Consider the following 24,245-nt stretch of genomic DNA (forward strand, 5'->3'; position numbering starts at 1 on the left):
ATAATTTCAAATTTTAGAATTGAGAATTAAAAAGTTAATTATTATACATCTATTTTTCTGTATAAAGTGGCTAATGATATTCCAAGTTTTTTAGCAGCTAACTTTTTAGACTTAGTATCATTACCATAAAACTTCAACACTTTCTTTATATATGCTCTTTCAAACTCTTCAAGCGTAAGTATCTCTTGTTCCATACTTATCTCATAGTCATTTTCCTCAAGTAGTTTTATATTTATATTGTTTAGCTTGAAATATTCAATTATCTTTCTATTTATTATACCTTTATGTATTATACCATCTTCTTCAAGGAGATTTAAGGCTAATTCTATAGTGTTTTCTAACTCTCTAATATTCCCTGGCCAAGGATATTTAAGCAACATTTGCTCTACATCTGGTTCTATATGGTACACATTTTTCTTCATCTTTCTGGAATATTTATCTATAAAATTATTTATTAGTATTTGTATATCGTCTCCTCTTTCTCTAAGTGGAGGTACCTCTAGAGGTATTACGTTTAATCTATAGTATAAGTCTTCTCTAAATTTATTTTCTTTAACCAATTCAAATAAGTCTCTATTAGTAGCTGATATGATTCTAACATCTATATCAATCAGTTCGTTTGAGCCTATTCTCGTAAACTTTTTTTCCTGTAACACTCTCAATAACTTCGATTGTAGTTGAATTGGCATATCTCCTATCTCATCTAGAAATACAACTCCACCATTAGCCAATTCAAATTTACCAATCTTACCTTTTGAATCTGCTCCACTAAAAGCTCCTTTTGTATATCCAAAAAGTTCACTTTCCAGTAGAGGTTCTGGTATAGCAGCACAGTTTATAGCAACGAATGTTTTATTCCCTCTGTTTCCTGCGAGATGAATGGCTCTTGCTATTAACTCTTTTCCAGTACCACTTTCTCCAGTTATAGCTACAGTAGAATCACTATTTCCAATTTTGCGAATTCTATTTTTTAGAGCACGCATTACATCAGAATCTCCAATTATAGAGTCTACTGTTGTTGTCCCCCAAATATTGTATACTTCCATTCCACCATACATTACTGAATCACTGTGTTTATCCATAAAATATCAACTCCAAATAAGTATTCTATATAATAATCCTTCAAATTATCTATTTAATTATATCATAACAGAAAAGTTTAGTTATAATTTAATAATATTTTATTTTTCAAGTTAAGATTAATAAAAAGTATATCTCCCAAATCGCAAATTAGTAGATATACTTTCTTAATCTTACGCGCATCCTATATTAAACAAGCAATTAGAATGCCACACTTTACATATAAATACTTTTCAAAACCTTAAATTTAAGATTTTTATAAATTTTTTTCTATACATCAGAAATTTTTCTATACGTATAGAATTATATTTACCCTTTTTTAAAGTATTTTTATTATTTTTATAATTCTTATTTCTAAAATTTATAATTAAAAATTATTTTTTTCAAATCATCTTTTGTGTTTTTCACATCATCTAATCTCACAGTTTTTGCTTCTATAAATTTACCTTTAAATGATTCTGATAATTTCCAAGAACTATAATTTTTATCCTTTTGAATACAAGGATATAACAATATGCATCTTTTTGCATTTTCATAGGTTGTTATGTATGCATACATCTGATATATATCACTTGACCTATAAAAAACATTTGAATCTACTTCAATAGCCTTCCATTTTGTATCAATTATAATTTCATATTCATCTTTTAAATCATATAATACTATATCTGGTCTTAGATTAAAATTTTTCTTTCCTGTTTGTTCATTTTTTAAAAGAAATTTACTCTTATCTTGTATATAAGTTTCTCTAAATGAATTATCCCATATATTTTTTATTAAGACACCTATATATTCTTCATATAAAGTATTTATTTCAAATAATATAGAAAAGGCCTCTTGATTGTTTTGACTATTATCCATAGATAAATTTAGAAGTATAAGCCTAGCCAACAAATAACAATCTTTAAATCTATCATTATTTTTATAAAATTTATAATCTAATAGTTTTTCTTTATCTACATAAATTAGGTCTACATTTTGAAAATAACTCAAAATTTTTTTAATCTTACTTTGAATTAAGTTATCATTTATTCTACATAAAATAGATACACATGCTTTTTTAAGAACTTGATTCAAGAAATTATTTTCACTATACTCATCGTACTCACATTTTATTTTCATTGGGGAGATACCTTTTTCTCTTGCATATGTACTCAATAATATTTTACCTCTTATAACATTTGAATTTTCTATTTTATTTACATATTCAAAGTGAATTCCTCTTTTTATTTGTGTTTGCATATTTTCAATAAAATACATAACAAAGAAATTTAAAAGATTATAATTTTTTAAACTTAATCTTATGCTTTCATTCATTATAATTGGAATTTTATTACATATAGAAAGCATCTGTAATAACATTTCTCTGTCTTTTACAAGATTATCACTTAATGACAATTTTGGAAGTACTTCAAGTATTACATTTTCAAAGCATATGATACCTACATAGTTTATAAATCTAAGTTTTTTGTACTTAATATCTATTATATTACTCTTTAATACATCATTATTATTATCTATATATTTAAGCAATTTTTCATATTCAATTTCTGTAAGCTCATTTTCACCATTACCTACTCTTATCCATTCATAAGTTTCTTTAACATATATATTCTTACTCATATATATTTTTTAACTCCTCACTAGATATGTTTTGCTTTATACAATAGTTAACTTTATTTTCAATCACAGATGTATTATTTTTTTTAAACAATTCAGAGGCCATAAGTTCTTCTTTGTAAACAATATATTTATCTTTTTCATCTTTTCCTATACCACCTAAAATAAGACCTACTTTTTCTGAATCATAATAAAAATACTCTTGAAGGAGTGGTATTATTTTACTTCTAAATACCAACACTATATCATCAATATTATCTACATTAAGTAAGTAAGCTTGTCCAATAACATGGTCTCTATCATATAAAAACTCTATCCTTTTATTAATTGTATATAGCATATTTTTAACATCTATACCATCTACAGTAGACAATAAATCATAATCTGGCATAATTTCTTCAAAACTAAATCTTCTTCTCAAAGCTATATCTAAGAGCGCTATTGATTTATCTGATGTATTCATAGTTCCAACTATATACAAATTTGGAGGTAAAGAAAATTTTTCTTTTGAATATGGTAACTTGACAATAGTTTGATTTGATTTAGTAAGTCTTTTATCTTCCTCAAGTAATGTTATTAACTCACCAAATATTTTAGATATATTTCCTCTATTAATTTCATCTATTATTAAAACATAGCTTTCTGATTCTTCAAAATTAAAACTATCACTAAACTCTATATTTTCTAATATCAATTTCTTTTTTCTAGCTTTTATCTCTTCTAAAGTCAAATTATTTTTTTCCAACTCAAGATTCAACTTTTTTTCAAACTTCAATGCATCATAACATGCTTCTATAGATATATCCTTTAATATTCCATCCTCTGGTTTGAAATTTCCCTTACCATCAGACTTTAGCCCTTCTATAAACTCCTCATATCCATATGATTGATGAAATGTACAAAATTCCACATTATTTCTATAATTTACATTACTTATATAATCTCGATTTTTTAAATTAGTTTCATTTATCAGATTATAAACTATTTGTTTTGCATTATATGTTTTACCAGTTCCTGGGGGGCCATAAAGTATAGTATTTAAAGGCATTTTATTAGCAAACCTTTTTGTGTATTTTTCAACTAAACTATTATTTTCAAATATAACCCAAGCGTTCCCATCTATATTTTCTTTTTCATACTCTATCCACTTAACAGGTAGATAATATCCACCTTCTAAAATACTTATCTTCTCTTTATCGAATCCTTCCATGACTTGACATACCCCAAATATACTCTTCATTGTATGGTCATTCTCACAGATTACTTTCTCACTATTATGTAATAAGATATAATCATCTGTATTTATATTTTTCAGATATTCTAATTGCTCTATATTAGTAGGCTGAATAAATAGCTCTTCATTGTCTATACATTTATCTACATTTTTATAATAATAGTTTTTTAGATACCATTTATTATTGTCACTCGCTTCTATCATTTTTCTCAATGATTTCTCATCTTGTAACTTAATAATTTCTAAGTATGGACTAATATCATCATTACTTAATTTATAAAACTCACTTGTATATGCTTTGCAACTTGAAACTGTATCAAAATTGTACATCCATTTTACTGGTAATGTATGCCCCAAAATATGACTTAATTCATAACCATTTTCAAAGCTTTCTTCAACTATACCAATAGATACACTACATTTAATTTTTTCTTCTATATTTTGATATGCCTTATATAAAAAGTAATCACCCTTTTTAATTGACATAAACCTTTTTATAAAGTCTTTGTCATTACAGTTGTCATTGATATATTTTTCTGATTTTTTTCCCATATTGAGTACTTCTTTTAAATTTATTTTTATATCAAAACCAAGTGCAATTATACTTTCTTCTCTAAAAACTTGTGGTGTATCTGTTTCCTGATAAAAAAATTCTTCCATTAACCAATATTCTGTAACTCTTATATTTTCAGACATATCTTTCTCCTTAATATCTAAAACATACTAATTATATAACAAAGCAACTTTAATCTTTCCGTCTAAATTTTCTTTTAAGTATAAAGAAAATATCACTTCATATTTTTCTTCTATTTTACTTTGAATATTATTTATTAAATCATTCAATTCTACTAGAGAAAAGTCCATATTTCCTTCAACAAATACAATGCCTTTTTTGTTTATGAATTCTTCACCTAAATACTCCATTTTTTCAAATAAAACGTTAGCTATGTCACTATATTCTTTTGTATCTTCAAATTCTTCAAAAGAATACTTAATTCCCTTATCTCCTATAATAGCTTCCTTTAAATCAGTTATATCTATATTTATCATACAGGAATCCGAAATAGACTCTATCATAATATTCATTAAATCAACAAATTTAAAGATATTATCATTATTGATTTTAAATTCTCTCCCAAGTTCTAAATCTTCTTTATTTTCCTTCTCTGAACAATTCATTCCTATAGATAAAATTCTTCTTTCATTTGACATATATGAAATAGCTTTTATAATCTCTCTACTTTGTTTGTCTTCAGTTGAATATGCTAAAAATAATATCTCTACTCCATCTAAAAGGCTTCTGACATATTCTTTTTCAACTTCTTGATTTATATTAATTCTTTCTATGTCTACATTTTCTTTTATTTTTTCTTCTATTTCATTTATTATATTAATACCTTCAGTTCCAATACCAATTATCTTAGCATTCTTATTAAAATCTTCCATTATCATACATATCTCCTTAATAATTATTTGGTTTTAACATTTTAAATATTATAACATATTTTCTTCAAAAAAATATTTTAACTCTTTAGCCTTGTCATAAAGCAATTTATTTATAAATTTTGGCTCTATCACTCTTGCATCTTTACCTATTGAAAATAAAGTAGATACATACCAATCTATTTCACCTTGCTCTATGAATGTATCAATTAGACCACTACCATCTTCCTTTATTTCTACATCTAAATCATAAGAATTATTCTTTATTTTGGATATACCTTCTTTAGTTAATAGTACACATAGTTTAATACTTTCACCAAATTTTTTAGTAAATGACATATTTTCATATGCTTTCACATATACTGTATCTATCCACTCTTTCAAACTTATATTTTTCTTTTTACTCTTACCTATCCTTTTAAATTCAATCACATTTTCCATACAAATTAATATAATCTTATTACTTTCATAATCATATACAGGTGTAAACCACACACACCTCTTTAAAAATATACCCATAGGGCATACATTTTTCTCTAATAATTGATTTCCAGACTTATATTTAATATTTAAAATGCAGGACTCTGAGGAAGCTCTAAAAATTTCAACTATATCACTACTTTTATACCTTCCTTCATTAGGTATAAACTCAATATAACTTTTTATATTATCTATCCCTTCTTTTATACTGCTTTTACGCTCATAACTTATTTTTCTTATTATAGAATCAATTTCTTTATCTATTATCATTGACTTATAAATTTGAAGTGATTTAAGAGCAAAGAAGATAGACATTACTTCTATTTCTGTAAATACAACAGGAGGTATATAGCTATTATTTAAAACCCTATACCCTCCATTCCTACCCTTTTCTGTCTGAATTGGAAGTCCCATTTCGTTTAATTCTGTCAAGTATCGTTGAATAGTCTTAGTTGAAAGATTAAACTCTTCTGACAACTCTTTAATTGTAAACTTCTGCTTATCATTAATATATGTCCAAACATCAGTTAATCTTTTTATCTTTGACAAATAAAATCCCCCTCATTATTAATACTAATCTTAATCTATGAAATGATAGTGTATTTTTTAAAATTTAATATCAATGACATTCTTATATTTTTTCATTAAAAAACTAAAAAATGGTACTCCAACTACTGTCACAACCACAAATTCTCCAAAACCTACCTGTATCATAGATAAAATCAAAGGAAGTCCAAAAAATATGTTTAACATCAATCCAACTACAACTGCATTTACGATAGTTGGCCATATAGAAGCTATAATCAATGTACCCTTACTTTGTCCACCTATTTTTCTAGTAAAATAAATCAAACTCCCACTTATAAATGTAGCTAATGTCCCAAATACTATATCAGGTACACCGTATGGACCTATAACATTTGCTAAAAAACATCCTAATGTAAGACCTACTATGTATCCTTTATCTAAAAACGCTAAAAGCATCATAATCTCTGCTACTCTAAATTGTATTGGACCATAACTTATAAATCCCAATGACAGGGTTAAAACCGCATAAATTGCTGTAACAACTGCTGTTAATGCTATATTAATACTCTTTCTTCTCATATCTGTCTCCTAGTAAAAATTTTCTTGCTAAAAATTAATAATATAACTTTATTTTATACAAATTCTATAAACTTAAACAGTTATTTTATATAAACAAATTATTTTAACGAACTATTTTATTAATTCAATTTATATTATACAATATGATACATATAAACTCAAATAGCTATATTTTAAATATATGTTATAATTATTGTATACAAATTCAATTTTAATTTTCTATTATTCTATAAAAACATTAAAAAAGAGCCTTAAAATTAGGCTCTAATAATTTATGTCAAAATCAATGAACTCTGCTATCTTTTAATTTAGATAATATCATCCAAGTACCTACACAATCAATTTCTAATTGTTTTTCTATCTCATCATACAGCATTTCTTGATATGATGTATTTAAAACAACATTTTCAACAAGTTTAGAAATTTCCTCTTCTGCAAAGTCAATTTCTATTTGGTTTTGCTTTTCCTTAAAAAACACTCTTACTTTTCTCTGACTTATCGAACGACCCTCAAAGCTGACTAAACATTCTAAAATGTTTTTATCTCCTCTAAAATTATTTACTGCTCTCATGTTATTTAGATTTCCAGCCAAAACATCATCCCCTTAGTTAATTTTATATTTTATAAGTAAAATTCATAATATTATAATAACTACTTATTAAATATCTTTCAACAGGTATGACATAACTGGTTGTTTAACATGTAAAACTAGTCTAAAATCTTCATAAATAATTATTTATTCAGAGCCATAAATATTTTTTCAGGTGTAATAGGAAGTGTATTTATTCTCACACCAACACCATTAAATACGGCTTCTTGTATTGCTGGCAAAGGTGTATTTATAACAACTTCTCCAACCGACTTAGCGCCAAATGGTCCTGTTGGTTCATAAGTTTCAACAAAATCTACTTCTACATTTCCAATATCACATCTAGCTGGAATTTTATATTGCATAAATGTATTTGTATCCATACTACCTTTTTCTGTATATCTAACTTCTTCAAATAACGCCATCCCAATACCTTGAACAATTCCACCTTCAACTTGTATCTTAGCTAGATTTTTATTTATAACTGTTCCACAATCTACTATAGCTACATAATTTACTAAATCAACCTTACCAGTTTCTTTGTCGATTTCAGTTTCTGCAAAACCAGCTATAAAAGGAGGTGGAGATACTGGACTACCATGAGAAGCAAAACCTATCAATTGATTAGTATCTGGTCCAATTGTAGAATCTACTGCTATATCAAACAATAATGTACTACCTTTTTTGCTAGTTAAGTTTACACCATCAAATTCTACTTCATCTATATCAACACCCAGTTTAGTAGCTCCAGCAGAAATTATTTTTCCCCTTAAATCTTGAGCAGCTTTAACTACTGCCATACCAGTTACATAGGTAGTACTTGAAGCATATGAACCTGGGTCATATGGAACCAAGTCAGTATCAGCTGATATGACTGTTATATTTTCGATACTTGTTTCAAGTACTTCAGCAGCCATTTGAGCTAGGATTGTGTCACTTCCTGTACCCATATCAGTAGAACCTATCATAAGTGTATAATCTCCACAGTCATTTAATTTAATTTCAGCTGAAGACTTGTCAAGACCTTGTATACCAGACCCTTGCATAGTAATTCCCATACCAACACTTCTAATTTTTCCATTATCAAGATGTTTACAAGGATATTTTTCATCCCATCCAATAAGCTCTTTGCCCTTATTTATACATTTTACTAAATCCACACTATTTAAAGTTTTTCCATATGCAAATGTAGTTTCACCTTGTGTTACTACATTTTTTAATCTTAAATCTGTTGGGTCCATGTTTAATTTATCAGCAAGCATATTTATAGTTGATTCAACAGCAAAACATCCTTGAGAAGCTCCATATCCTCTAAGTGCTCCTGCTGGCATTTTATTAGTGTATACTACATCTGCAATAAATCTTGTTGCTTCAACTTTATTATACATTGGTAAAGTTTTTTCTCCAACCAAACCAATAGTTGTAGAGGCATGCTCTCCATATGCACCTGTATCAGAAAGTGCATTTATATCTATAGCTTTTATTATTCCATCATTAGTAGCACCTAACCTAACCTTTAATCTCATTGCGTGTCTACTTGTTGAACAATTGAAAGTTTCTTTTCTATCATAAATTATTTTAGCTGGTTTACCTGTTTTTAAAGTTACAATTGCCGAAAAAATCTCCACACATGCAGTTTGTTTTCCGCCAAACCCGCCGCCAATTCTAGGTTTTATAACTCTAATTTTACTAGCTGGTAGCTCTAAAGCACGAGATAAATGTCTTTTAACATGAAATGGTATTTGAGTTGAACTTACTACAACCAATCTTCCAGTATGGTCCAAGTAATTGTAGGCTCTATATGTTTCCATCATTGCATGTGCTTGAGCTTGAGTATAGTAAGTTTCTTCAATCACTATATCACAATTACTTAATACTTTTTCAATATCACCTTTTGTATAATCATGATGTGATACTATATTATTTTCTCTCTGCATACCTATGTCAAAGTTACAATGTCTATCTTCATCATGCACTATAGCTTTATTTCCTATTGCCTCTTCAAAATCCAAAACAGGTGTAAGTACTTCATACTTTACCTTGATAAGATTCATTGCTTTAATTGCTGTTTTTTCATCTACAGCTGCAACTATAGCTACTTCATCACCTACATATCTCACAACATCTTCAAGAATTAATCTATCATATGGAGATGGTTCTGGATATGTTTGACCAGCAAGTGTAAATCTAGATTTTGGTACATCTTTATATGTTAAAACACATTCAACACCATCGACCATTTCTGCCTTTGATGTATCTATATCTTTTATCTTTGCATAAGCATGAGGACTTCTAAGTATCTTTACCACCAAAGCATCTTTTGCTGATAAATCATCTGTATATACAGGTTTCCCTGTTGTGATACTCATTCCATCTATTTTTTTGATTCCTTTTCCAACTATATTCATGTTCTATTTTACCTCCAGATAAGTTTTGATAGCTCTTAACTGTCCCATATACCCTGTGCATCTACATAGATTTCCTGTCAGATAATGTTTTATTTCTTCATCTGTAGGATTTTCAAGCTCATCTTTCATTGCAAGTACAGTAAGTATAAAGCCAGGAGAACAGAAGCCACACTGTTCAGCTCCCTCTTTTACCAAAACCTCACTAAATTCTCTAACTTCATTTTCTAAACCTTCAATTGTAGTTATTTCTTTATTTAAAACCCTCAACGTTAATGTTGCACAAGATAATGTAGGTTTCTTATCAATTAAAACTGTACAGAGACCACAGCATCCTGTGTCACAACCTCTTTTTACACTCAGATTACCAACTTTTCTCAAAGTGTCAACTAGATATTCTTCTGGCTCTATATCTACACTTTTTTTCTTTCCATTTATATTAAGCTTCACTAACATTATTAAATAACCTCCATTATAGCTCTTTTTAAAAGTACTTTACTCATAGCTTTTCTATAATCCCTAGATGCTCTCATATTAGAACCAAAAGTTAATTCTTCTGATGCTATTTCTATTGCTTTATCTATATTAACTTCATTAACTTCATTATTAGATAGGAATTCACTAGCTTGTTTTGCAATCATAGCTTTTTGAGGTCTTGCACCTACACATAATTTAAATTTTCCCATGTGTTTTGATACAGATACATTTAAGAGAGGATAATCACTCTTTGCATTTCTCAGTGATTTATAAGAAGCATTTTTATTTGTCTTCTTTATATATACCTTAATTAGTAAATCTTTCTCATAATCTCTATTAAGAAAATCTTCAAGACTAATCCTTCCAGCCTTATATAATTCTACTTCTGTATCTAATGAAAGTAATGCTACTATCAAGTCAGAAAAACCATATTTAGAGAATACTGTAGCTCCAACCGTTACTACATTTCTAAACTGAATTCCTATTATATCTTTAACTGAATCCTCTATTATTTGTCCAAAATTTTTTTTGATTATTGGACTTATCTCTAATGTTCTAAAAGTAGTCATAGAACCAATCTCAATATAGTTTTCATCTTCTTTTATATAATCTAAATTTAAATTAGATAATTCTATTCCTGTCCCTATTCTTTTTTTCCCCATTCTTAAAAAAGCACTTCCACCAATCACCTGATTAGTTTTTCTTTTATTTAAAATTGAGTACGCTTCTTCTACTGTATTTGGCTGTACAATATCCATAACCGTAAACATAAATTTCCTCCCTTATTTGCTATTCTTATTTTAAATACAACTAATTATATCATAGCTTCAACAAATTTTGATAATAAATATATCCAATATGTAAATTCTGTAAATTAGTTCTACATAAAAAATGACTATTTCAATAATTATCATTAGATAATTTTAAAATAGCCATTATTGTGTATTATTTAAAGTGAAATTTTAAAAAGTTGATACTTTTTCACTTATATTTATCACTTCTTCTTCTAATAATCCAAGTTTTTTAGCTACCAATTTTGTAGTACTTCCTTGTATTACTAATGTGATTAGTATAGTCATAAATACTACTGATGAAATTACTTCGTATCCAGGAACTTTCATTGCTGAAATGATACCACAAAGTGCAGCTGGTATTACTCCAGTTTCCCTTACCCACATCATAAATAACATTTCATTTTTACTCCATTTTGCTTCTCTATCCACAAGTGTACAAACTAAAACACAAAGTGGTCTTGCTATAAACATTAAAACTAGTACTGTAATTACAGATGGCACAAAATATTTACCTAATTGAGCTAAATTAACTTGGCTACCTAATATTATAAATATTGCCATACGACAAATAGTACCTAAAGTTTCAGCAACATAGAAATCTGCATCGTAAGATTTTTGACTTAACCAAATTCTAAAGTTTTTCTTATTCCCAGTTATTATACCTACAATAAAGCAAGACATGTATCCACTTCCACCTAATTTTGTAGATAATTCATACGCAACTACAACTGAAATAACAGATATTATTGGTGCAAAATCTTTGAATATTCCATATGGTTTATCATTAACCAATTTCAAAAGCAGTATTCCTGTAATTAAACCAATCACAACTCCGACAATAACCATTGTTCCTAATTCATAAATATTTTCACTTAATGAAAATTTATTTGATAAAATTACAGCTAACACTGCTGATGTTAATATAGCTCCTGTTGCATCATTAAAAGCTGATTCACTTATTACAGTTTGTTTTACTCTATCCTTTATTTTTACCTGATTAAATATAGGTACAAGAGTAGCTGGGTCTGTTGATGCTATTATAGTTCCTGCTAATAAAGCAGTCATTGCACTTATTCCAAAAGCAAAGCTTATTACTTGTTGCATTATAAAAGCAGATATCACAACTCCTAAAGTAGCTAGTAAGAATACAGATATCTTTACATTTCTCAACACTTTTAAACTTATTTCTTTTCCACCTAAGTATAAGATAAATGCAGAACCAAATGTAAGTATTAGTTGATTTTCTATTTGAAATCCGCGAATATCTATAAATTTTAAAAATGATGGTCCTATTAGAATTCCTACAAGTAAAAATAGTACAACATCAGGAACTTTCAATATCTCGCTAAGCTTGCTACAAATTATTCCAGTTATACTTACAACAGCAAAAATCACCAATAAATTATTACTGGCAATTGTGTGTATAGATGATTCCATGTCAGTCTCTCCTCCCAATATGCATGCATTATATGACATACTCGTTTATTCATTTTACTATATAATTATAGCACACAAATAAATGTTATCAATCATATTTTTTGGACTCTGCAACTTAACCTTCATTTTTGATAATTAAATAACGCTTATATAATTTTAATATTTTTTACCAGTCGTTAAAAGGTTGATTTTGTCAAGTTTATAGTATATATATAATAGCATTATTTATATGTATATCTTTTTTAGATATTTTTCGACTTTTTTTCTTATTAAAATAACTTTAAATTTAACAATAAAACATTTCATTATATATTTTTTTTAAAATGTACTATTTTCAACATTTTCATTAGCTTGGTCTATTCATTTTTTTCTTATCTATTCTATATCCAAGCATACTTCCTATATTTTTATTTGGTTGTAATTCTTCAGCTACTTCAAGTTTATTATCAAGATTTTTTTTCATTCTAAAAATCTTACTTTTATTTTCATCTTTTCTATCTTTTTTCATATTTTCTCCTTTCAAAACAATATAAATTTTTCTATTTATTACTTATTATTTCAAATTTCTATAATTTTAATCAAAAAAGGGAAATTTCTCAATACAATATAGCTTATTTAACACTATATTTATATCTAGAATTTCCCTAATTATTTTGCTAATTAAATTTTTCAATGACTTCTTCTAAATTAGAATTTACTCTTTCTTCTTTTTTCCAATTATTTAATGTATAATGCGTCCTAAACGTAAATATACCTGAAATTATTAATATAAAATAATATACAAACCCACTATATAAGAGTACTGAATACCCTAATAACTCTTTTGGAATTATTTTTGAAAACATAGTAAAGAATGTAACCTCATTTGCTCCAACATTTCCTGGTGTTGGCACTGGCGATATTGCCATATACAAAAATACTTGTAGTGTCATTATATGTATATAAGATACTCCTTTTAAATTTGAAGCTTTATAAACACAATAGACTATACTAAAATACGCGATTAGTTGTAATACAGTAAGCAATATACTTAAAACTAAAACTCTCACATTTTTGATAAATATTTTTATAGAGTAATTATAATCATCAATATAATGATTTACTCTATCACGTTTTGAATCTAAGAATTTAAACGTCTTAAATTTAGATAAAAGATTAATCAAAATTTCTGCTACCATTTTTACTTGTTTGGGACTAAATACTATTAGTAGTCCACCTAACAACATACTTACATTCATAATCATACCAACTGTTATTAACACTCTAACAGAATGTACTTGTTGCATTAATAACGACTTATTTAACAAAATTAAAATTCCACAAAACAGAGTAACTGTACTTTGAAATACCACTGTCTTATTAGTAACTATAGCTACTGACTTACTAAGACTCACATCATATTTTGTAAGTGCATATATTTGCATGGGTTGACTTCCAGATGCAAATGGAGTAACTAAATTATAGTAAAATCCCATTGTAGCCATTTTAATACCAATAAATTTTACTTTTGTTTTTTGAACTGCATTTATTATCAAATGAGTTACAATAGCTTCAATTAGCATATATACTAATATTATTAATATTCCAAAGAATATATAAGCCTTATTTACTAGCCTTATAATTTTAGGTATTAGTTTTATATCTAAAGTAGTTAACACTAAATAAGTAGTAATACATATCAAAAATAGTAAAAATCCATATTGAATAAAATCTTTTTCTTTTTTGGATAGTTTTCTCATTCATTTTCTCCTAAATTTTTTCATATCACTATATCATAGTATACTACTTAACATATTCTTTGCAATACTAAAAAAAATAAGTCTCTATTAGACACAAACACATCTACAAACTTTTAAATATTTTTACTCCTTTAGTAGAAATAATTCTCCATATCATAAAATCTAATATTAATGTAAGCACACTTGCTAAAACAATATACATATTTAAAAATGAAATTCCCAGTAATATATAGATACCTCCAAGTATAACTATATATACTAATGATGCTAACATTGTAACTATCATACTTGCACTTCTCTTTACCACAGCCACTTCATTTTTCCAATCAAGGTTTGGATATAATAAATTTGTTAATAAACCCATCAAAGCTACAAACATTGAAAGACTTGTAATTAGACAAATTGATACAATAATAAATTGAACTTCAAAACCTAATCTTATAGATACCAGTATTAGACATAAAATAGATAATGGTGCATTTAATAAAAAATTCATCAATATCTTTGACCAGAATATTTCTTTCTCATCTATTGGAGAAGACTTTAATATCCATAAATTTTTTCCTTCAAAAGAAATCGAACAATATGTTGTACAATTCATTACTATTATAAAGAATATTACACCTAATAACTGCATTTTTATAAGGCTAAAATCAATATTCATTTTTAGTAATTCAGCCATTTTATCTGCACCAAATACTAATATTAAAATTGTCCCTACTATTAGAAATAACAGACCAACAGACGAATTTAAAAAGTAGATGAATGAAGAAGAATATCTCTTAAACTCCTTTTTTAATAGAGCTTTTGATGGTCTTGAAATTTTTTGACTCTTGAATTCATAACTTTTTGATTTATAACTTTCACGCATCTTAGAATTTATATTTTTAAATCTTTTAGCAAATAAAGTTACAAACATAAAAAATGGTATTATTGATATTGCTATAAATACCAAAAATGAAGTTATACTTCCTGTTTTAAGAGCATCAACAAAATAATATGTAGGTGGATATATTTTTCTAATAGTCTCTGAAATAGATGCACTATTTTTTAACATTTCAACTGATATAGAATTCAATTTTGACATAAATAAAGTATAAAATAGAATCAATATAACACTACCTATGATTAACACTAAATTTTTATATTTTATTCTTGATGATATCTGCCCTATAAATAGAAAAATTATTGATGAAACAATTATTGGTAATAAAGGCAAAGCTAAAAATAATAATATTAAATAAGGGAAATAGGTTATACTTACATCAGAATTTAAAAAATAAACTACTGCTGGTATAATCATACATATTGAAGAAAATAAATAGTTTGCTCCAATTAGCATCACTATTTTACTTGCTAATACAGTAGATTCTTTTATTGGTAAACTAGTCAAGAGGTCTAAATCTTTTGCTTGAAATAGATATGATGAAGTTTTGTATAATGATGTAACAATTGTTGTCAATGTTGATAGTCCAAATCCAAATATCAGTAATATTTCCATTTGATTTATTTGTTTCAAAATATCAACTAAATAAAGACTTAAACTAGTTACATAAAAAATCAACAGACCTGCTATAATAATAATCGAAAATACCATTCCTATTATTTTTTGCTTTTCTCTGCCATCTGCTTTTTTTAAGGCATTTAATTTAAATTCATTTATTATATTAGTTTTTATTAATATACTTATATTGCTCATATTTTATCATTCCTCACTTTAGACACTATATTGTATAAAAAACATTTTATTTTTCTATTAATTCCATAAAGATACTTTCAAGTGAATTACTTCCTTTAACTTCTTCTGTAGTTCCATAGGCAATTATATTTCCATCTTTTATTATGGCAATCTTATCACAAATTTTTTCAGCAACTTCTAAAACGTGTGTTGAGAAAAATATACAACCACCTTTTTCACAAAACTCCTTCATAATCTCTTTCAATATAAATGATGCTTTTGGGTCAAGACCTACAAAAGGTTCATCAAGAATTAAAATTTTTGGATTATGTATTAAGGCTGAAATTATGGCTAATTTTTGTTTCATACCATGTGAATATGAAGATATTAAATCCCCTAATGCTTTATTAAGTTCAAACTTATTTGAATAATATTTTATTAACTCTTCTCTTTCATTTTTATCAACTTCAAATATATCTGCTATAAAATTGAGATATTGTACTCCAGTTAATGATTCATATAAATCTGGATTATCAGGTATATATGCCATTTCTTTTTTACATTCAACAGGCTGTTTTTTTATAGATTTAGAATTTACAAGTACCTCTCCCTCTTCAAAATCGTGTATCCCAACTATTGCTTTAATAGTAGTAGTTTTACCTGCTCCATTATGACCTATAAACCCAAAAAGTTCTCCATCATTTACATCAAAAGAAACATTATTTACTACTTTTTTATTTTTATATGATTTAGATACATTGATTATCTTTAACATAATTTTCCTCCTTAATTATAGTCTTGATATTTGTTATATATAATATATAACAAATATCAAATAATTACAACTTTTATTTGTTTATTTTTAAAGTTTATACAATACAAAATCGTCAGAAATATAGAAATACAAATTATATTTAATTCTAAATTACACATAATTATAAAAGAATGTATAGTTCGATTTGCCTAAACAATGTATAATAAAAAATAGTTGACTATAATAATATAATGATTAAATAGAAGGAGCAAAATATGAATACATTTGAACAATTAAAAATAAGTTCTACTCTAATAGATGGGCTTAAAAAACAAGACATAACTTCTCCAACAGAAGTTCAATCACTTGCTATAGAAAATATAATACAAAATAAAGATTTATTGATTAATTCTCAGACTGGTACAGGGAAAACACTAGCATACCTTCTACCTATATGTGAAAAAATTGATACGTCAAAAAGAGAGACACAAGCTCTTATACTTGCACCTACACATGAATTAGTAATGCAGATTACAAATCAAGTGGAATTATTAGCTAAAAACTCAGAAATTCCTTTGACCTCTTTAGCTTTAATCGGGGAAGTAAATATACAAAAACAAATAAAAAATATAAAAACAATAAAACCACATATAGTAATCGGCTCTTGTGGAAGAGTTTTAGACTTAATAAAACAAAAGAAATTAAAATCGCATAATATAAAAACTATTGTCTTAGATGAAGTGGACAATCTATTAAATGGAAAAAACATAACTTGTATAGAAGATATAATAAGAACTACATTAAGAGATAGACAAATTATAGGATGCTCTGCAAGCCTTACTGATAATACTATAAAAGTTTGTGATAAAATTATGAAAGAATTTGAAATAATAAAGACGAAAGAAAAGTCACAAATAAATCCTAATATAAATCACTCATATTTATTAGGTGAGATAAGAGATAAGTTCACTTTTCTTAGAAAGACATTAGCTGCCACAAATCCAAAAAGAGCAATTGTATTTGTAAATAATGAAAAAAATATAGAAGTTTTAGTATCAAAACTAAATTATCATAACTATAAAGCAATAGGGATTTTTGGAAATATGGCAAAAGAAGATAGAAAAAATGCAATAAATAAATTTAAAATTGGAAAAGCAAAAGTTTTGATTACAACTGATTTATCTGCTCGTGGACTGGATATAGTAGATGTAAGTCATGTTTTTAATTTAGATTTTCCAAAAAGTAAAAATGAGTACTTGCATAGATGTGGTCGAACTGCTAGAGGAAATCGAAGTGGTAATACAATCTCAATAGTAACAAAACAAGAATTAGATATTATAAAGGATTTACAAAAAGAATTCAATATAACAATTACGCCTAAAACTTTACAAAATGGAAAACTAATAGATACAATTAAATAGTCTAATGAATACGAAAGAGCTATGATTTCTCATCAAAACATATGAGAAATTATAGCTCTTTATTTTATTAAATTAACTTTTTAAATAATATCTATTATAATAGCCAAAGTTTTATTATAAATAATATAGCCAAAACAATCATTACTATAGAAACATGTTTCTTGTCCTCTGCCTTTTTAGCTCCAAATATATTGTAAAATACATTTACGAAAACATAAGTTAATATACCTAAAGTCAAACCATCACCTATACTATAAGTTAATGCCATACAAGCAATCGTAACAAACGCTGGTACACCTTCAGTTATATTATCAAACTCGATATCTTTAACTGTACCAAGCATTAAGTATCCAACATATATTAAAGCTGGTGCTGTAGCACATGATGGAATTGCTATAAATACAGGAGAGAAAAACATTGCAGCCAAGAATAAAATACCAACTGTTACTGCTGTCCATCCAGTTCTTCCACCTGCTATAACTCCTGTTGAACTTTCAACATAAGTTGTAACTGTAGATACTCCAAGTCCTGCACCTACTGTAGTTGCAACTGCATCTGTAAGTAAAGCTCTACCTACATTAGGAACATTTCCTTTTTCGTCTAGCATATTTGCTTTAGAGCAAACACCAACCAATGTACCTACTGTATCAAAGAAATCAACAAATAAGAACGTACAAACTACTACTAAAAATCCACCTATATTTGTTGGATGTAATACATATCCTAAATCTATTTTACCTGCTATTGGTGCTAAACTTTCAAATTTAAATAATCCACCAGGTAAGTATATACCTAATTTTTGTGCATACTCTGGATTCATAAAAGCAAATCCCCAAGCAAGCAATGAACTTACTACTATTCCAAAAAGTATAGAACCTTTAACTCTTTTTTTATCTAATACGGCAATAATTATTAACCCTATACAAGTTATTATTACTGCTGGTGTAAATCTACCCATTTTGATAAGAGTAGCTTGGTCTCCGATAACAATTCCACTATTTACTAAACCTATAAGTGCAATAAATATACCAATACCACCTGTAACAGCTAATTTCATATTTTTTGGTATTGCATTTACAACAGCCTCACGAACTCCACTCACTGATAACACTATAAAAATAATACCTTCTACAAACACTGCTGTAAGAGCCACTTCCCAAGGAACACCCATTTGTAAAACTACTGTATATGCAAAAAATGCATTAAGACCCATGCCTGATGCTAAAGCAAAAGGAAGATTTGCAACTACACCCATTAAAATACATCCAAATGCTGCTGCTAAACATGTCCCTGTAACAAGTGCACCTGCTGGCATACCTGTTTCAGATAAAATATTTGGATTTACAGCTATTATATAAGCCATAGTTAAAAAAGTAGTTACTCCTGCAATTACTTCCTTCTTCATATCGACATTTTTATTAGTCAAAATTGGAAAAAGTTTCTGCATGGTACTACTGTTTGTTGTTTGCATAACAACACCTCCTATTAAATTTTACAAAAAAACGACACAGTAATTGATAAGCTGAGCCGTATCCTTCATAATTCAGTTAATTAAATATTTAATTAACTAAATAATAGTATACATAGTCAGAATATTTACGGTATTCCGGTAGAAACTTATGACCCATATTGTCAAAATTATATGTTATACAATACAAAACATTATTTTTTCTTTACGAATATTATTTTAATTTATATAGTTAATTTTGTCAATATATACGTATATATTATACTGATTTTGTATTAATATTCGATTATATTAAGTATTAATTTCTTTAATTCAGATTATAATTATATTCTTTACATTTTCGAAAAATATATGATATTTTAATACAATTTATTTATAATTGAAATATAAAACTTAGTCTAAGATTATATTATAATAAATTGATAAATTTTTTATTTAGAAAAATAAAGTGAAGAATTTAACTATATGCCATAAAGGGCATTAAAAAATTAAAGTTATTGCAAATCATATAATCAATGAATAATCTTTTGATAAAATGTATTTACCTCCATTATGATATAATAAATTATGGAGGTGAATATAAAAATGGGTATTATTCTTAAGCCAAAAAAATTTTATATGACTATCATAGCTACAATAATTCTGTATTTTTCTCTTAATTACAGTTTTAATATAAAATTTTCTATATGCTTATCTTTTTTAACCATCTTAATTTGGGCTATAGACTCTGTTGAAAAAACTGTAGTTGCATTATTTTTCGTAATTCTAGCATTTATTTTTAACATTGCACCCTTAAATGTAATTTTACAATTTTTATTTACAGAAAATTTTTATATAATAGTCCTTGCCTACATAATTACTAATGCAGTTACAAAAACAGGAGTTGCAAAGATTATTTCTGAAAAACTAATTTTAAATATTGTAGATACACCTAAAAAAATGATTCTTTTATCATATATTTTGGGTATATTGTTAATATTTTTTATCCCACAACCATTTCCGAGGGTTATTCTAGTATCAGCTTTTTACAAAGAGTTTTTAAAAGAGCAGAAAATAACTGAAGATTCAAAATCTATACTTTTGTTTAGTATATTTACAGCATCTACATTTACATCAATGTTTTTTATAAATGGGGATACTCTTTTAAACTATGTTGTATTAGAACTTGGAAACTGTAATATAAATTGGGGTCAATGGGCTTTTTATATGTCTGTTCCAACCATAATTACATGTTTTATAACTTATTTTTTATTTATTTTTATCTTTAAAAAAGAATTATCTTCAATAGAATTTATTTCTCATGGAAATCTTGATTCCAATAAATTTCAGTTTTCATATTCTAATTTTAAAAAGGAATTTAATTTATTAAATAAAGAACAAAAATATACTTTTTTATGCCTAGGAATAATGTTTTTCATGTTTTTAACCCAGTTTATGCACAACATAAATACTCTAATTATAATGTCAATTTGTGTACTTCTTTTATCACTGAGAAAAATAGTTGGATTCAATACTTTAAAAGAAATAAATTGGAAAGTACTTATTTTTTTCATAGCAGCATTTTCAATTGGTGGAGTATTAAAGTACTCTGGAGTTGTAGATATAATGGGAAATTATCTGATAAGGTTTATACCAAACTCTTCAGAAATTATTTCAATCTTATTTTTAATAACTCTGACAATAGTATTGAACATATGTCTAGGAAGTGCTGTTACTACATCATCTGTGGTAATACCATTACTTGGTAGTTTGCACATACTAAGAGAAAATAGCATTACTTTGTGTCTATTTGTCTACATTATAGTAAGTATACAATACATATTACCATTCCATCATGCCACAATAATGGTTGGGCATGGTGAAAATCTATATAATAGCAATGTTATTTTTAAGTATGGTTTAACTCTGATTCCTTTAACTTATTTTATAATAATATGCGTGACATTCCCATGGTGGAAACTTATAGGTTTAGAAATCTAAAAAAGATGAAAATATGAATTAACTTAAAATAATAATAGCTTAGATTATTAAAAAAAATTCATATTTTCATCTTTTCATACAAGTCTACTTATATAATTGTACATAAAACTACTTTTTAATCATAATGCTAAAAATTATTTGTTTTACTACCTTTTCCAAAAGTATTCTCCCAATCTTCTATAAACTTATCTACACTCCAGTCTGTCAATGGATGATTCATCATAGCTTTACAAATATCATATGGTACTGTAACGCTATGTACTCCATGTTGCATTAATTCTATAACTTGCTGTGCATTTTTAAAACTAGCGGCAAGTACTTTTGTATCCATTTTATAGGTATCTATTATTTTTATAAGTTCTGAAACCATGGATACTCCATCGCCAGATATATTATCAAGTCTATTTACATAAGGTGCGATATAATTTGCTCCAGCTTTTGCAGCTAGAAAACCTTGATGTGCTGTAAATATTGCAGTAGCAGTTATTTTTATCCCTTTTTTATGAAGGTCTTTTATAGCTCTTAAACCATCTTGTGTTACAGGTATTTTTACATATATATTTTTTCTCAAACTACTTATATATAATGCCTCTTCTAATATTTCTTCATACTTTGTACTTAGCACTTGAGCATGTATAGGCATATCCTCACCTATAATCTCACCTATCTCATTTATAAGTTGCTTAAAATTCTTTTTTTCTTTTGAGACAATACTTGGATTTGTAGTTACACCATCTATTGGTAAACAAGTACTTAATTCCTTAATCTCCTCCACATTACCTGTATCTAAGATTAGTTGCATTAAAATATCCCCCTTTAATCTTTATTTATTCTTATTATATATTGATTTAGTATTATTTTCAATAATTTTATTATTGTTTTATCTTTTTTATTATTGTTTTGATTTTTTATTTAATTTTATAATCTCTTTATTTATTAAATTCTAAACAGATAATTAGTAAAAATATACTTTTTATATTAAATTAATTTTGTATTCCATGTTAAAATAGTTGATATATTGTATTTTATCTTATAATATTTACTATAATACTACATTAGGAAAAGAGGGAAAAAATGTTTGCAGAAGAAAGGATTCAAGCTATATTAAATATCCTAAAAAAAGAAGGCAGAGTTACTGTAAAAGAACTCAGTTCTAAATTTAATGTTACAGAAGATTGTATAAGAAAAGATTTAAAAAATATAGAAAAAATCTCTTCAATACGAAGAATTTATGGTGGGGCTGTATTAGCCAGAGAAACTCTAGAAAATCAAGATACAAAAGATAGAAAAGAAATCAACATTCCAACAAAAAAAATAATAGCAGAAAAAGCATTTAATCTAATTATGGATAGAGAAACTATATTTTTAGACATCTCTACAATTAATATATTACTTGCAAAACTTTTAGCTGAAAGCAATAAAAAGGTAACACTGGTCACAAATATGTTAGATATACTAAATGTAGTTACTTCAAAACCAAATAATTTAAATATAATTTCTACTGGGGGTTTATTAAATCTTAGCTTAGATGGCTTTGTTGGTACTCCAACTATAGACTTTATATCAAAATATAAATTTGACAAGACTTTTATGGGTAGCTGTGGTGTAGATGTATTCAACTCTTCACTTACAACTTTTGAAATTGAAGATGGTCTTACAAAAAAAGCTATAATAAATTCAAGTAAGAAAGTGTTTATAGTTATGGAAGATAAAAAATTTAAATTTTATGGAAACTTCAAATTTGCTCATTTAGAAGATATTAGTTCTATAATTACAGAAAAATCTCCTACTCCTGATATAGTAAATACTTTAGCCGAATTTAATGTAAATGTTTTATAAACTCAATTACAGATTTTATATATTTACACCTAAATATATATTATTGTTTTGTAAATATCCTTAAAAAACCTAATTCTACAACAATCATTTTATAATTGAATTTAATGGTTAAAATTAATCTGAAATAGACTTTCTAAATATAATACAGTTATTTTTAGAAAGTCTATTTCTTTAACAAACAATTTAATAATACTATTCACTTTAATATATTAGCAGAATAAATGTATTATAGATAAATAAAGTCTTATTTCATTTCATCTTTCATTTGCTTTTCTATTTCTTTAGCAAATTTTTTTTGCTCGTATCTTTCCATCATCTCATCTTTTTTCATTTCTAAATTTACCATAGCACCTTGTGCATCATCTTTTAAATCCTCAGCAGTATTCTTCATTACATAAGCTGTCTTTTTAACACCTTCTTTTATATCTTCTTTCATATTTTTCATGTCTCTTTTTAATCTATCCATCAAAACTACCTCCTCTGTAAATATAATATTTCTTATATTTATTTTTCCCAAAGTGCATATATTTATTTGTAATATCAATTATAATTTTTAAGTCATTAAATGTAATTTAAAAGTATCTAAATATATAAATTTCAATAGATTAGATATTTTTTGTTTCAAAATAAAAATAACATCAAGCATAAATTATATACTTGATGTTATTTTTTAAATTCACAGTAACTTAATTGTTGGGAT

Annotated in this window: 21 protein-coding genes and 1 riboswitch; of the genes, 3 read left to right on the forward strand and 18 right to left on the reverse strand. The window is 26.4% G+C overall.

Annotated elements, in window-relative coordinates; translation table 11 throughout:
• Window positions 1–41 precede the first annotated feature (41 nt).
• The 15 genes from ACTG48_RS11310 to ACTG48_RS11380 form a co-directional block, all read right to left on the reverse strand.
• Window positions 42–1,082, reverse strand: a complete 1,041-nt coding sequence (locus ACTG48_RS11310) for a sigma-54 interaction domain-containing protein (protein WP_021384940.1) — start codon at window positions 1,080–1,082, stop codon at window positions 42–44.
• A 352-nt stretch (window positions 1,083–1,434) separates the two neighbouring features.
• Window positions 1,435–2,703: an McrC family protein gene (locus tag ACTG48_RS11315; RefSeq protein WP_021384945.1), complete on the reverse strand. Its 1,269-nt coding sequence runs from the start codon at window positions 2,701–2,703 to the stop codon at window positions 1,435–1,437.
• Entirely contained in the window at window positions 2,696–4,630 is a 1,935-nt protein-coding gene (locus ACTG48_RS11320; protein ID WP_479916895.1) for an McrB family protein, read from the reverse strand. The genes ACTG48_RS11315 and ACTG48_RS11320 overlap by 8 nt, the downstream gene beginning before the upstream one ends.
• A gap of 27 nt (window positions 4,631–4,657) precedes the next feature.
• Window positions 4,658–5,386, reverse strand: coding sequence for an FtsZ/tubulin family protein (locus ACTG48_RS11325; protein ID WP_234781116.1), 729 nt, complete (start codon window positions 5,384–5,386; stop codon window positions 4,658–4,660).
• 42 nt (window positions 5,387–5,428) lie between these two features.
• Window positions 5,429–6,406 carry a helix-turn-helix transcriptional regulator gene (locus tag ACTG48_RS11330; protein ID WP_479916896.1) on the reverse strand — a complete coding sequence of 326 codons (978 nt, stop codon included), beginning with the start codon at window positions 6,404–6,406 and terminating at the stop codon, window positions 5,429–5,431.
• A gap of 57 nt (window positions 6,407–6,463) precedes the next feature.
• Entirely contained in the window at window positions 6,464–6,964 is a 501-nt protein-coding gene (locus ACTG48_RS11335; RefSeq protein ID WP_479916897.1) for a QueT transporter family protein, read from the reverse strand.
• A 283-nt stretch (window positions 6,965–7,247) separates the two neighbouring features.
• Window positions 7,248–7,556, reverse strand: coding sequence for a hypothetical protein (locus tag ACTG48_RS11340; RefSeq protein WP_021384952.1), 309 nt, complete (start codon window positions 7,554–7,556; stop codon window positions 7,248–7,250).
• A 140-nt stretch (window positions 7,557–7,696) separates the two neighbouring features.
• On the reverse strand, window positions 7,697–9,961 hold the full coding sequence (locus ACTG48_RS11345) for a xanthine dehydrogenase family protein molybdopterin-binding subunit (RefSeq protein WP_479916898.1): 2,265 nt from the start codon (window positions 9,959–9,961) through the stop codon (window positions 7,697–7,699).
• Window positions 9,962–9,964: 3 nt separating this feature from the next.
• Complete coding sequence (locus tag ACTG48_RS11350; RefSeq protein ID WP_479916899.1) at window positions 9,965–10,414, reverse strand: (2Fe-2S)-binding protein; 450 nt, start codon at window positions 10,412–10,414, stop codon at window positions 9,965–9,967.
• A gap of 2 nt (window positions 10,415–10,416) precedes the next feature.
• Entirely contained in the window at window positions 10,417–11,205 is a 789-nt protein-coding gene (locus ACTG48_RS11355) for an FAD binding domain-containing protein (protein WP_479916900.1), read from the reverse strand.
• Between the two features lie 192 nt (window positions 11,206–11,397).
• A complete protein-coding gene (locus ACTG48_RS11360; protein WP_021384937.1) occupies window positions 11,398–12,666 on the reverse strand; it encodes a cation:proton antiporter in 1,269 nt (422 codons plus the stop codon).
• Window positions 12,667–13,012: 346 nt separating this feature from the next.
• A complete protein-coding gene (locus tag ACTG48_RS11365) occupies window positions 13,013–13,174 on the reverse strand; it encodes a hypothetical protein (protein ID WP_021384941.1) in 162 nt (53 codons plus the stop codon).
• A gap of 148 nt (window positions 13,175–13,322) precedes the next feature.
• Window positions 13,323–14,405, reverse strand: coding sequence for a lysylphosphatidylglycerol synthase transmembrane domain-containing protein (locus ACTG48_RS11370; RefSeq protein WP_021384944.1), 1,083 nt, complete (start codon window positions 14,403–14,405; stop codon window positions 13,323–13,325).
• Between the two features lie 103 nt (window positions 14,406–14,508).
• Window positions 14,509–16,104: a putative ABC transporter permease subunit gene (locus ACTG48_RS11375; protein ID WP_479916901.1), complete on the reverse strand. Its 1,596-nt coding sequence runs from the start codon at window positions 16,102–16,104 to the stop codon at window positions 14,509–14,511.
• Between the two features lie 46 nt (window positions 16,105–16,150).
• Complete coding sequence (locus tag ACTG48_RS11380) at window positions 16,151–16,858, reverse strand: ABC transporter ATP-binding protein (protein WP_021384953.1); 708 nt, start codon at window positions 16,856–16,858, stop codon at window positions 16,151–16,153.
• Window positions 16,859–17,112: 254 nt separating this feature from the next.
• Here ACTG48_RS11380 and ACTG48_RS11385 point away from each other — a divergent pair, with 254 nt between their 5' ends.
• Window positions 17,113–18,258, forward strand: a complete 1,146-nt coding sequence (locus ACTG48_RS11385; protein WP_479916902.1) for a DEAD/DEAH box helicase — start codon at window positions 17,113–17,115, stop codon at window positions 18,256–18,258.
• Window positions 18,259–18,352: 94 nt separating this feature from the next.
• On the opposite strand, the gene ACTG48_RS11390 is transcribed toward ACTG48_RS11385, so the two are convergent.
• Window positions 18,353–19,729, reverse strand: a complete 1,377-nt coding sequence (locus ACTG48_RS11390) for an NCS2 family permease (protein WP_021384949.1) — start codon at window positions 19,727–19,729, stop codon at window positions 18,353–18,355.
• A 93-nt stretch (window positions 19,730–19,822) separates the two neighbouring features.
• Window positions 19,823–19,925: riboswitch (purine riboswitch) on the reverse strand.
• A 386-nt stretch (window positions 19,926–20,311) separates the two neighbouring features.
• On the opposite strand from ACTG48_RS11390, the gene ACTG48_RS11395 reads away from it, so the two are divergent.
• The gene (locus ACTG48_RS11395) at window positions 20,312–21,706 is read left to right on the forward strand and encodes an SLC13 family permease (RefSeq protein ID WP_479916903.1); all 1,395 of its coding nucleotides are present in this window, start codon (window positions 20,312–20,314) and stop codon (window positions 21,704–21,706) included.
• A gap of 127 nt (window positions 21,707–21,833) precedes the next feature.
• On the opposite strand, the gene fsa is transcribed toward ACTG48_RS11395, so the two are convergent.
• Window positions 21,834–22,508 carry a fructose-6-phosphate aldolase gene (gene fsa, locus ACTG48_RS11400; RefSeq protein WP_479916904.1) on the reverse strand — a complete coding sequence of 225 codons (675 nt, stop codon included), beginning with the start codon at window positions 22,506–22,508 and terminating at the stop codon, window positions 21,834–21,836.
• Between the two features lie 272 nt (window positions 22,509–22,780).
• Here fsa and ACTG48_RS11405 point away from each other — a divergent pair, with 272 nt between their 5' ends.
• Complete coding sequence (locus ACTG48_RS11405) at window positions 22,781–23,545, forward strand: DeoR/GlpR family DNA-binding transcription regulator (RefSeq protein WP_479916905.1); 765 nt, start codon at window positions 22,781–22,783, stop codon at window positions 23,543–23,545.
• Between the two features lie 244 nt (window positions 23,546–23,789).
• Here the strand turns inward: ACTG48_RS11405 and ACTG48_RS11410 are convergent, their stop codons facing one another.
• On the reverse strand, window positions 23,790–24,011 hold the full coding sequence (locus ACTG48_RS11410) for a hypothetical protein (protein ID WP_021384971.1): 222 nt from the start codon (window positions 24,009–24,011) through the stop codon (window positions 23,790–23,792).
• Window positions 24,012–24,245: the final 234 nt, after the last annotated feature.

It is taken from the genome of Clostridioides sp. LIBA-6822, from assembly GCF_056688955.1.

Excerpts from the sequence above, each read along its gene's own strand:
- ACTG48_RS11325 (WP_234781116.1), bottom strand. The coding sequence starts at position 5,386 with ATGATAATGGAAGATTTTAATAAGAATGCTAAGATAATTGGTATTGGA.
- ACTG48_RS11395 (WP_479916903.1), top strand. The coding sequence starts at position 20,312 with ATGGGTATTATTCTTAAGCCAAAAAAATTTTATATGACTATCATAGCT.
- fsa (WP_479916904.1), bottom strand. The coding sequence starts at position 22,508 with ATGCAACTAATCTTAGATACAGGTAATGTGGAGGAGATTAAGGAATTA.
- ACTG48_RS11315 (WP_021384945.1), bottom strand. The coding sequence starts at position 2,703 with ATGAGTAAGAATATATATGTTAAAGAAACTTATGAATGGATAAGAGTA.
- ACTG48_RS11370 (WP_021384944.1), bottom strand. The coding sequence starts at position 14,405 with ATGAGAAAACTATCCAAAAAAGAAAAAGATTTTATTCAATATGGATTT.
- ACTG48_RS11375 (WP_479916901.1), bottom strand. The coding sequence starts at position 16,104 with ATGAGCAATATAAGTATATTAATAAAAACTAATATAATAAATGAATTT.
- ACTG48_RS11405 (WP_479916905.1), top strand. The coding sequence starts at position 22,781 with ATGTTTGCAGAAGAAAGGATTCAAGCTATATTAAATATCCTAAAAAAA.
- ACTG48_RS11345 (WP_479916898.1), bottom strand. The coding sequence starts at position 9,961 with ATGAATATAGTTGGAAAAGGAATCAAAAAAATAGATGGAATGAGTATC.
- ACTG48_RS11320 (WP_479916895.1), bottom strand. The coding sequence starts at position 4,630 with ATGTCTGAAAATATAAGAGTTACAGAATATTGGTTAATGGAAGAATTT.
- ACTG48_RS11350 (WP_479916899.1), bottom strand. The coding sequence starts at position 10,414 with ATGTTAGTGAAGCTTAATATAAATGGAAAGAAAAAAAGTGTAGATATA.
- ACTG48_RS11380 (WP_021384953.1), bottom strand. The coding sequence starts at position 16,858 with ATGTTAAAGATAATCAATGTATCTAAATCATATAAAAATAAAAAAGTA.
- ACTG48_RS11390 (WP_021384949.1), bottom strand. The coding sequence starts at position 19,729 with ATGCAAACAACAAACAGTAGTACCATGCAGAAACTTTTTCCAATTTTG.
- ACTG48_RS11360 (WP_021384937.1), bottom strand. The coding sequence starts at position 12,666 with ATGGAATCATCTATACACACAATTGCCAGTAATAATTTATTGGTGATT.
- ACTG48_RS11365 (WP_021384941.1), bottom strand. The coding sequence starts at position 13,174 with ATGAAAAAAGATAGAAAAGATGAAAATAAAAGTAAGATTTTTAGAATG.
- ACTG48_RS11410 (WP_021384971.1), bottom strand. The coding sequence starts at position 24,011 with ATGGATAGATTAAAAAGAGACATGAAAAATATGAAAGAAGATATAAAA.
- ACTG48_RS11335 (WP_479916897.1), bottom strand. The coding sequence starts at position 6,964 with ATGAGAAGAAAGAGTATTAATATAGCATTAACAGCAGTTGTTACAGCA.
- ACTG48_RS11310 (WP_021384940.1), bottom strand. The coding sequence starts at position 1,082 with ATGGATAAACACAGTGATTCAGTAATGTATGGTGGAATGGAAGTATAC.
- ACTG48_RS11355 (WP_479916900.1), bottom strand. The coding sequence starts at position 11,205 with ATGTTTACGGTTATGGATATTGTACAGCCAAATACAGTAGAAGAAGCG.
- ACTG48_RS11385 (WP_479916902.1), top strand. The coding sequence starts at position 17,113 with ATGAATACATTTGAACAATTAAAAATAAGTTCTACTCTAATAGATGGG.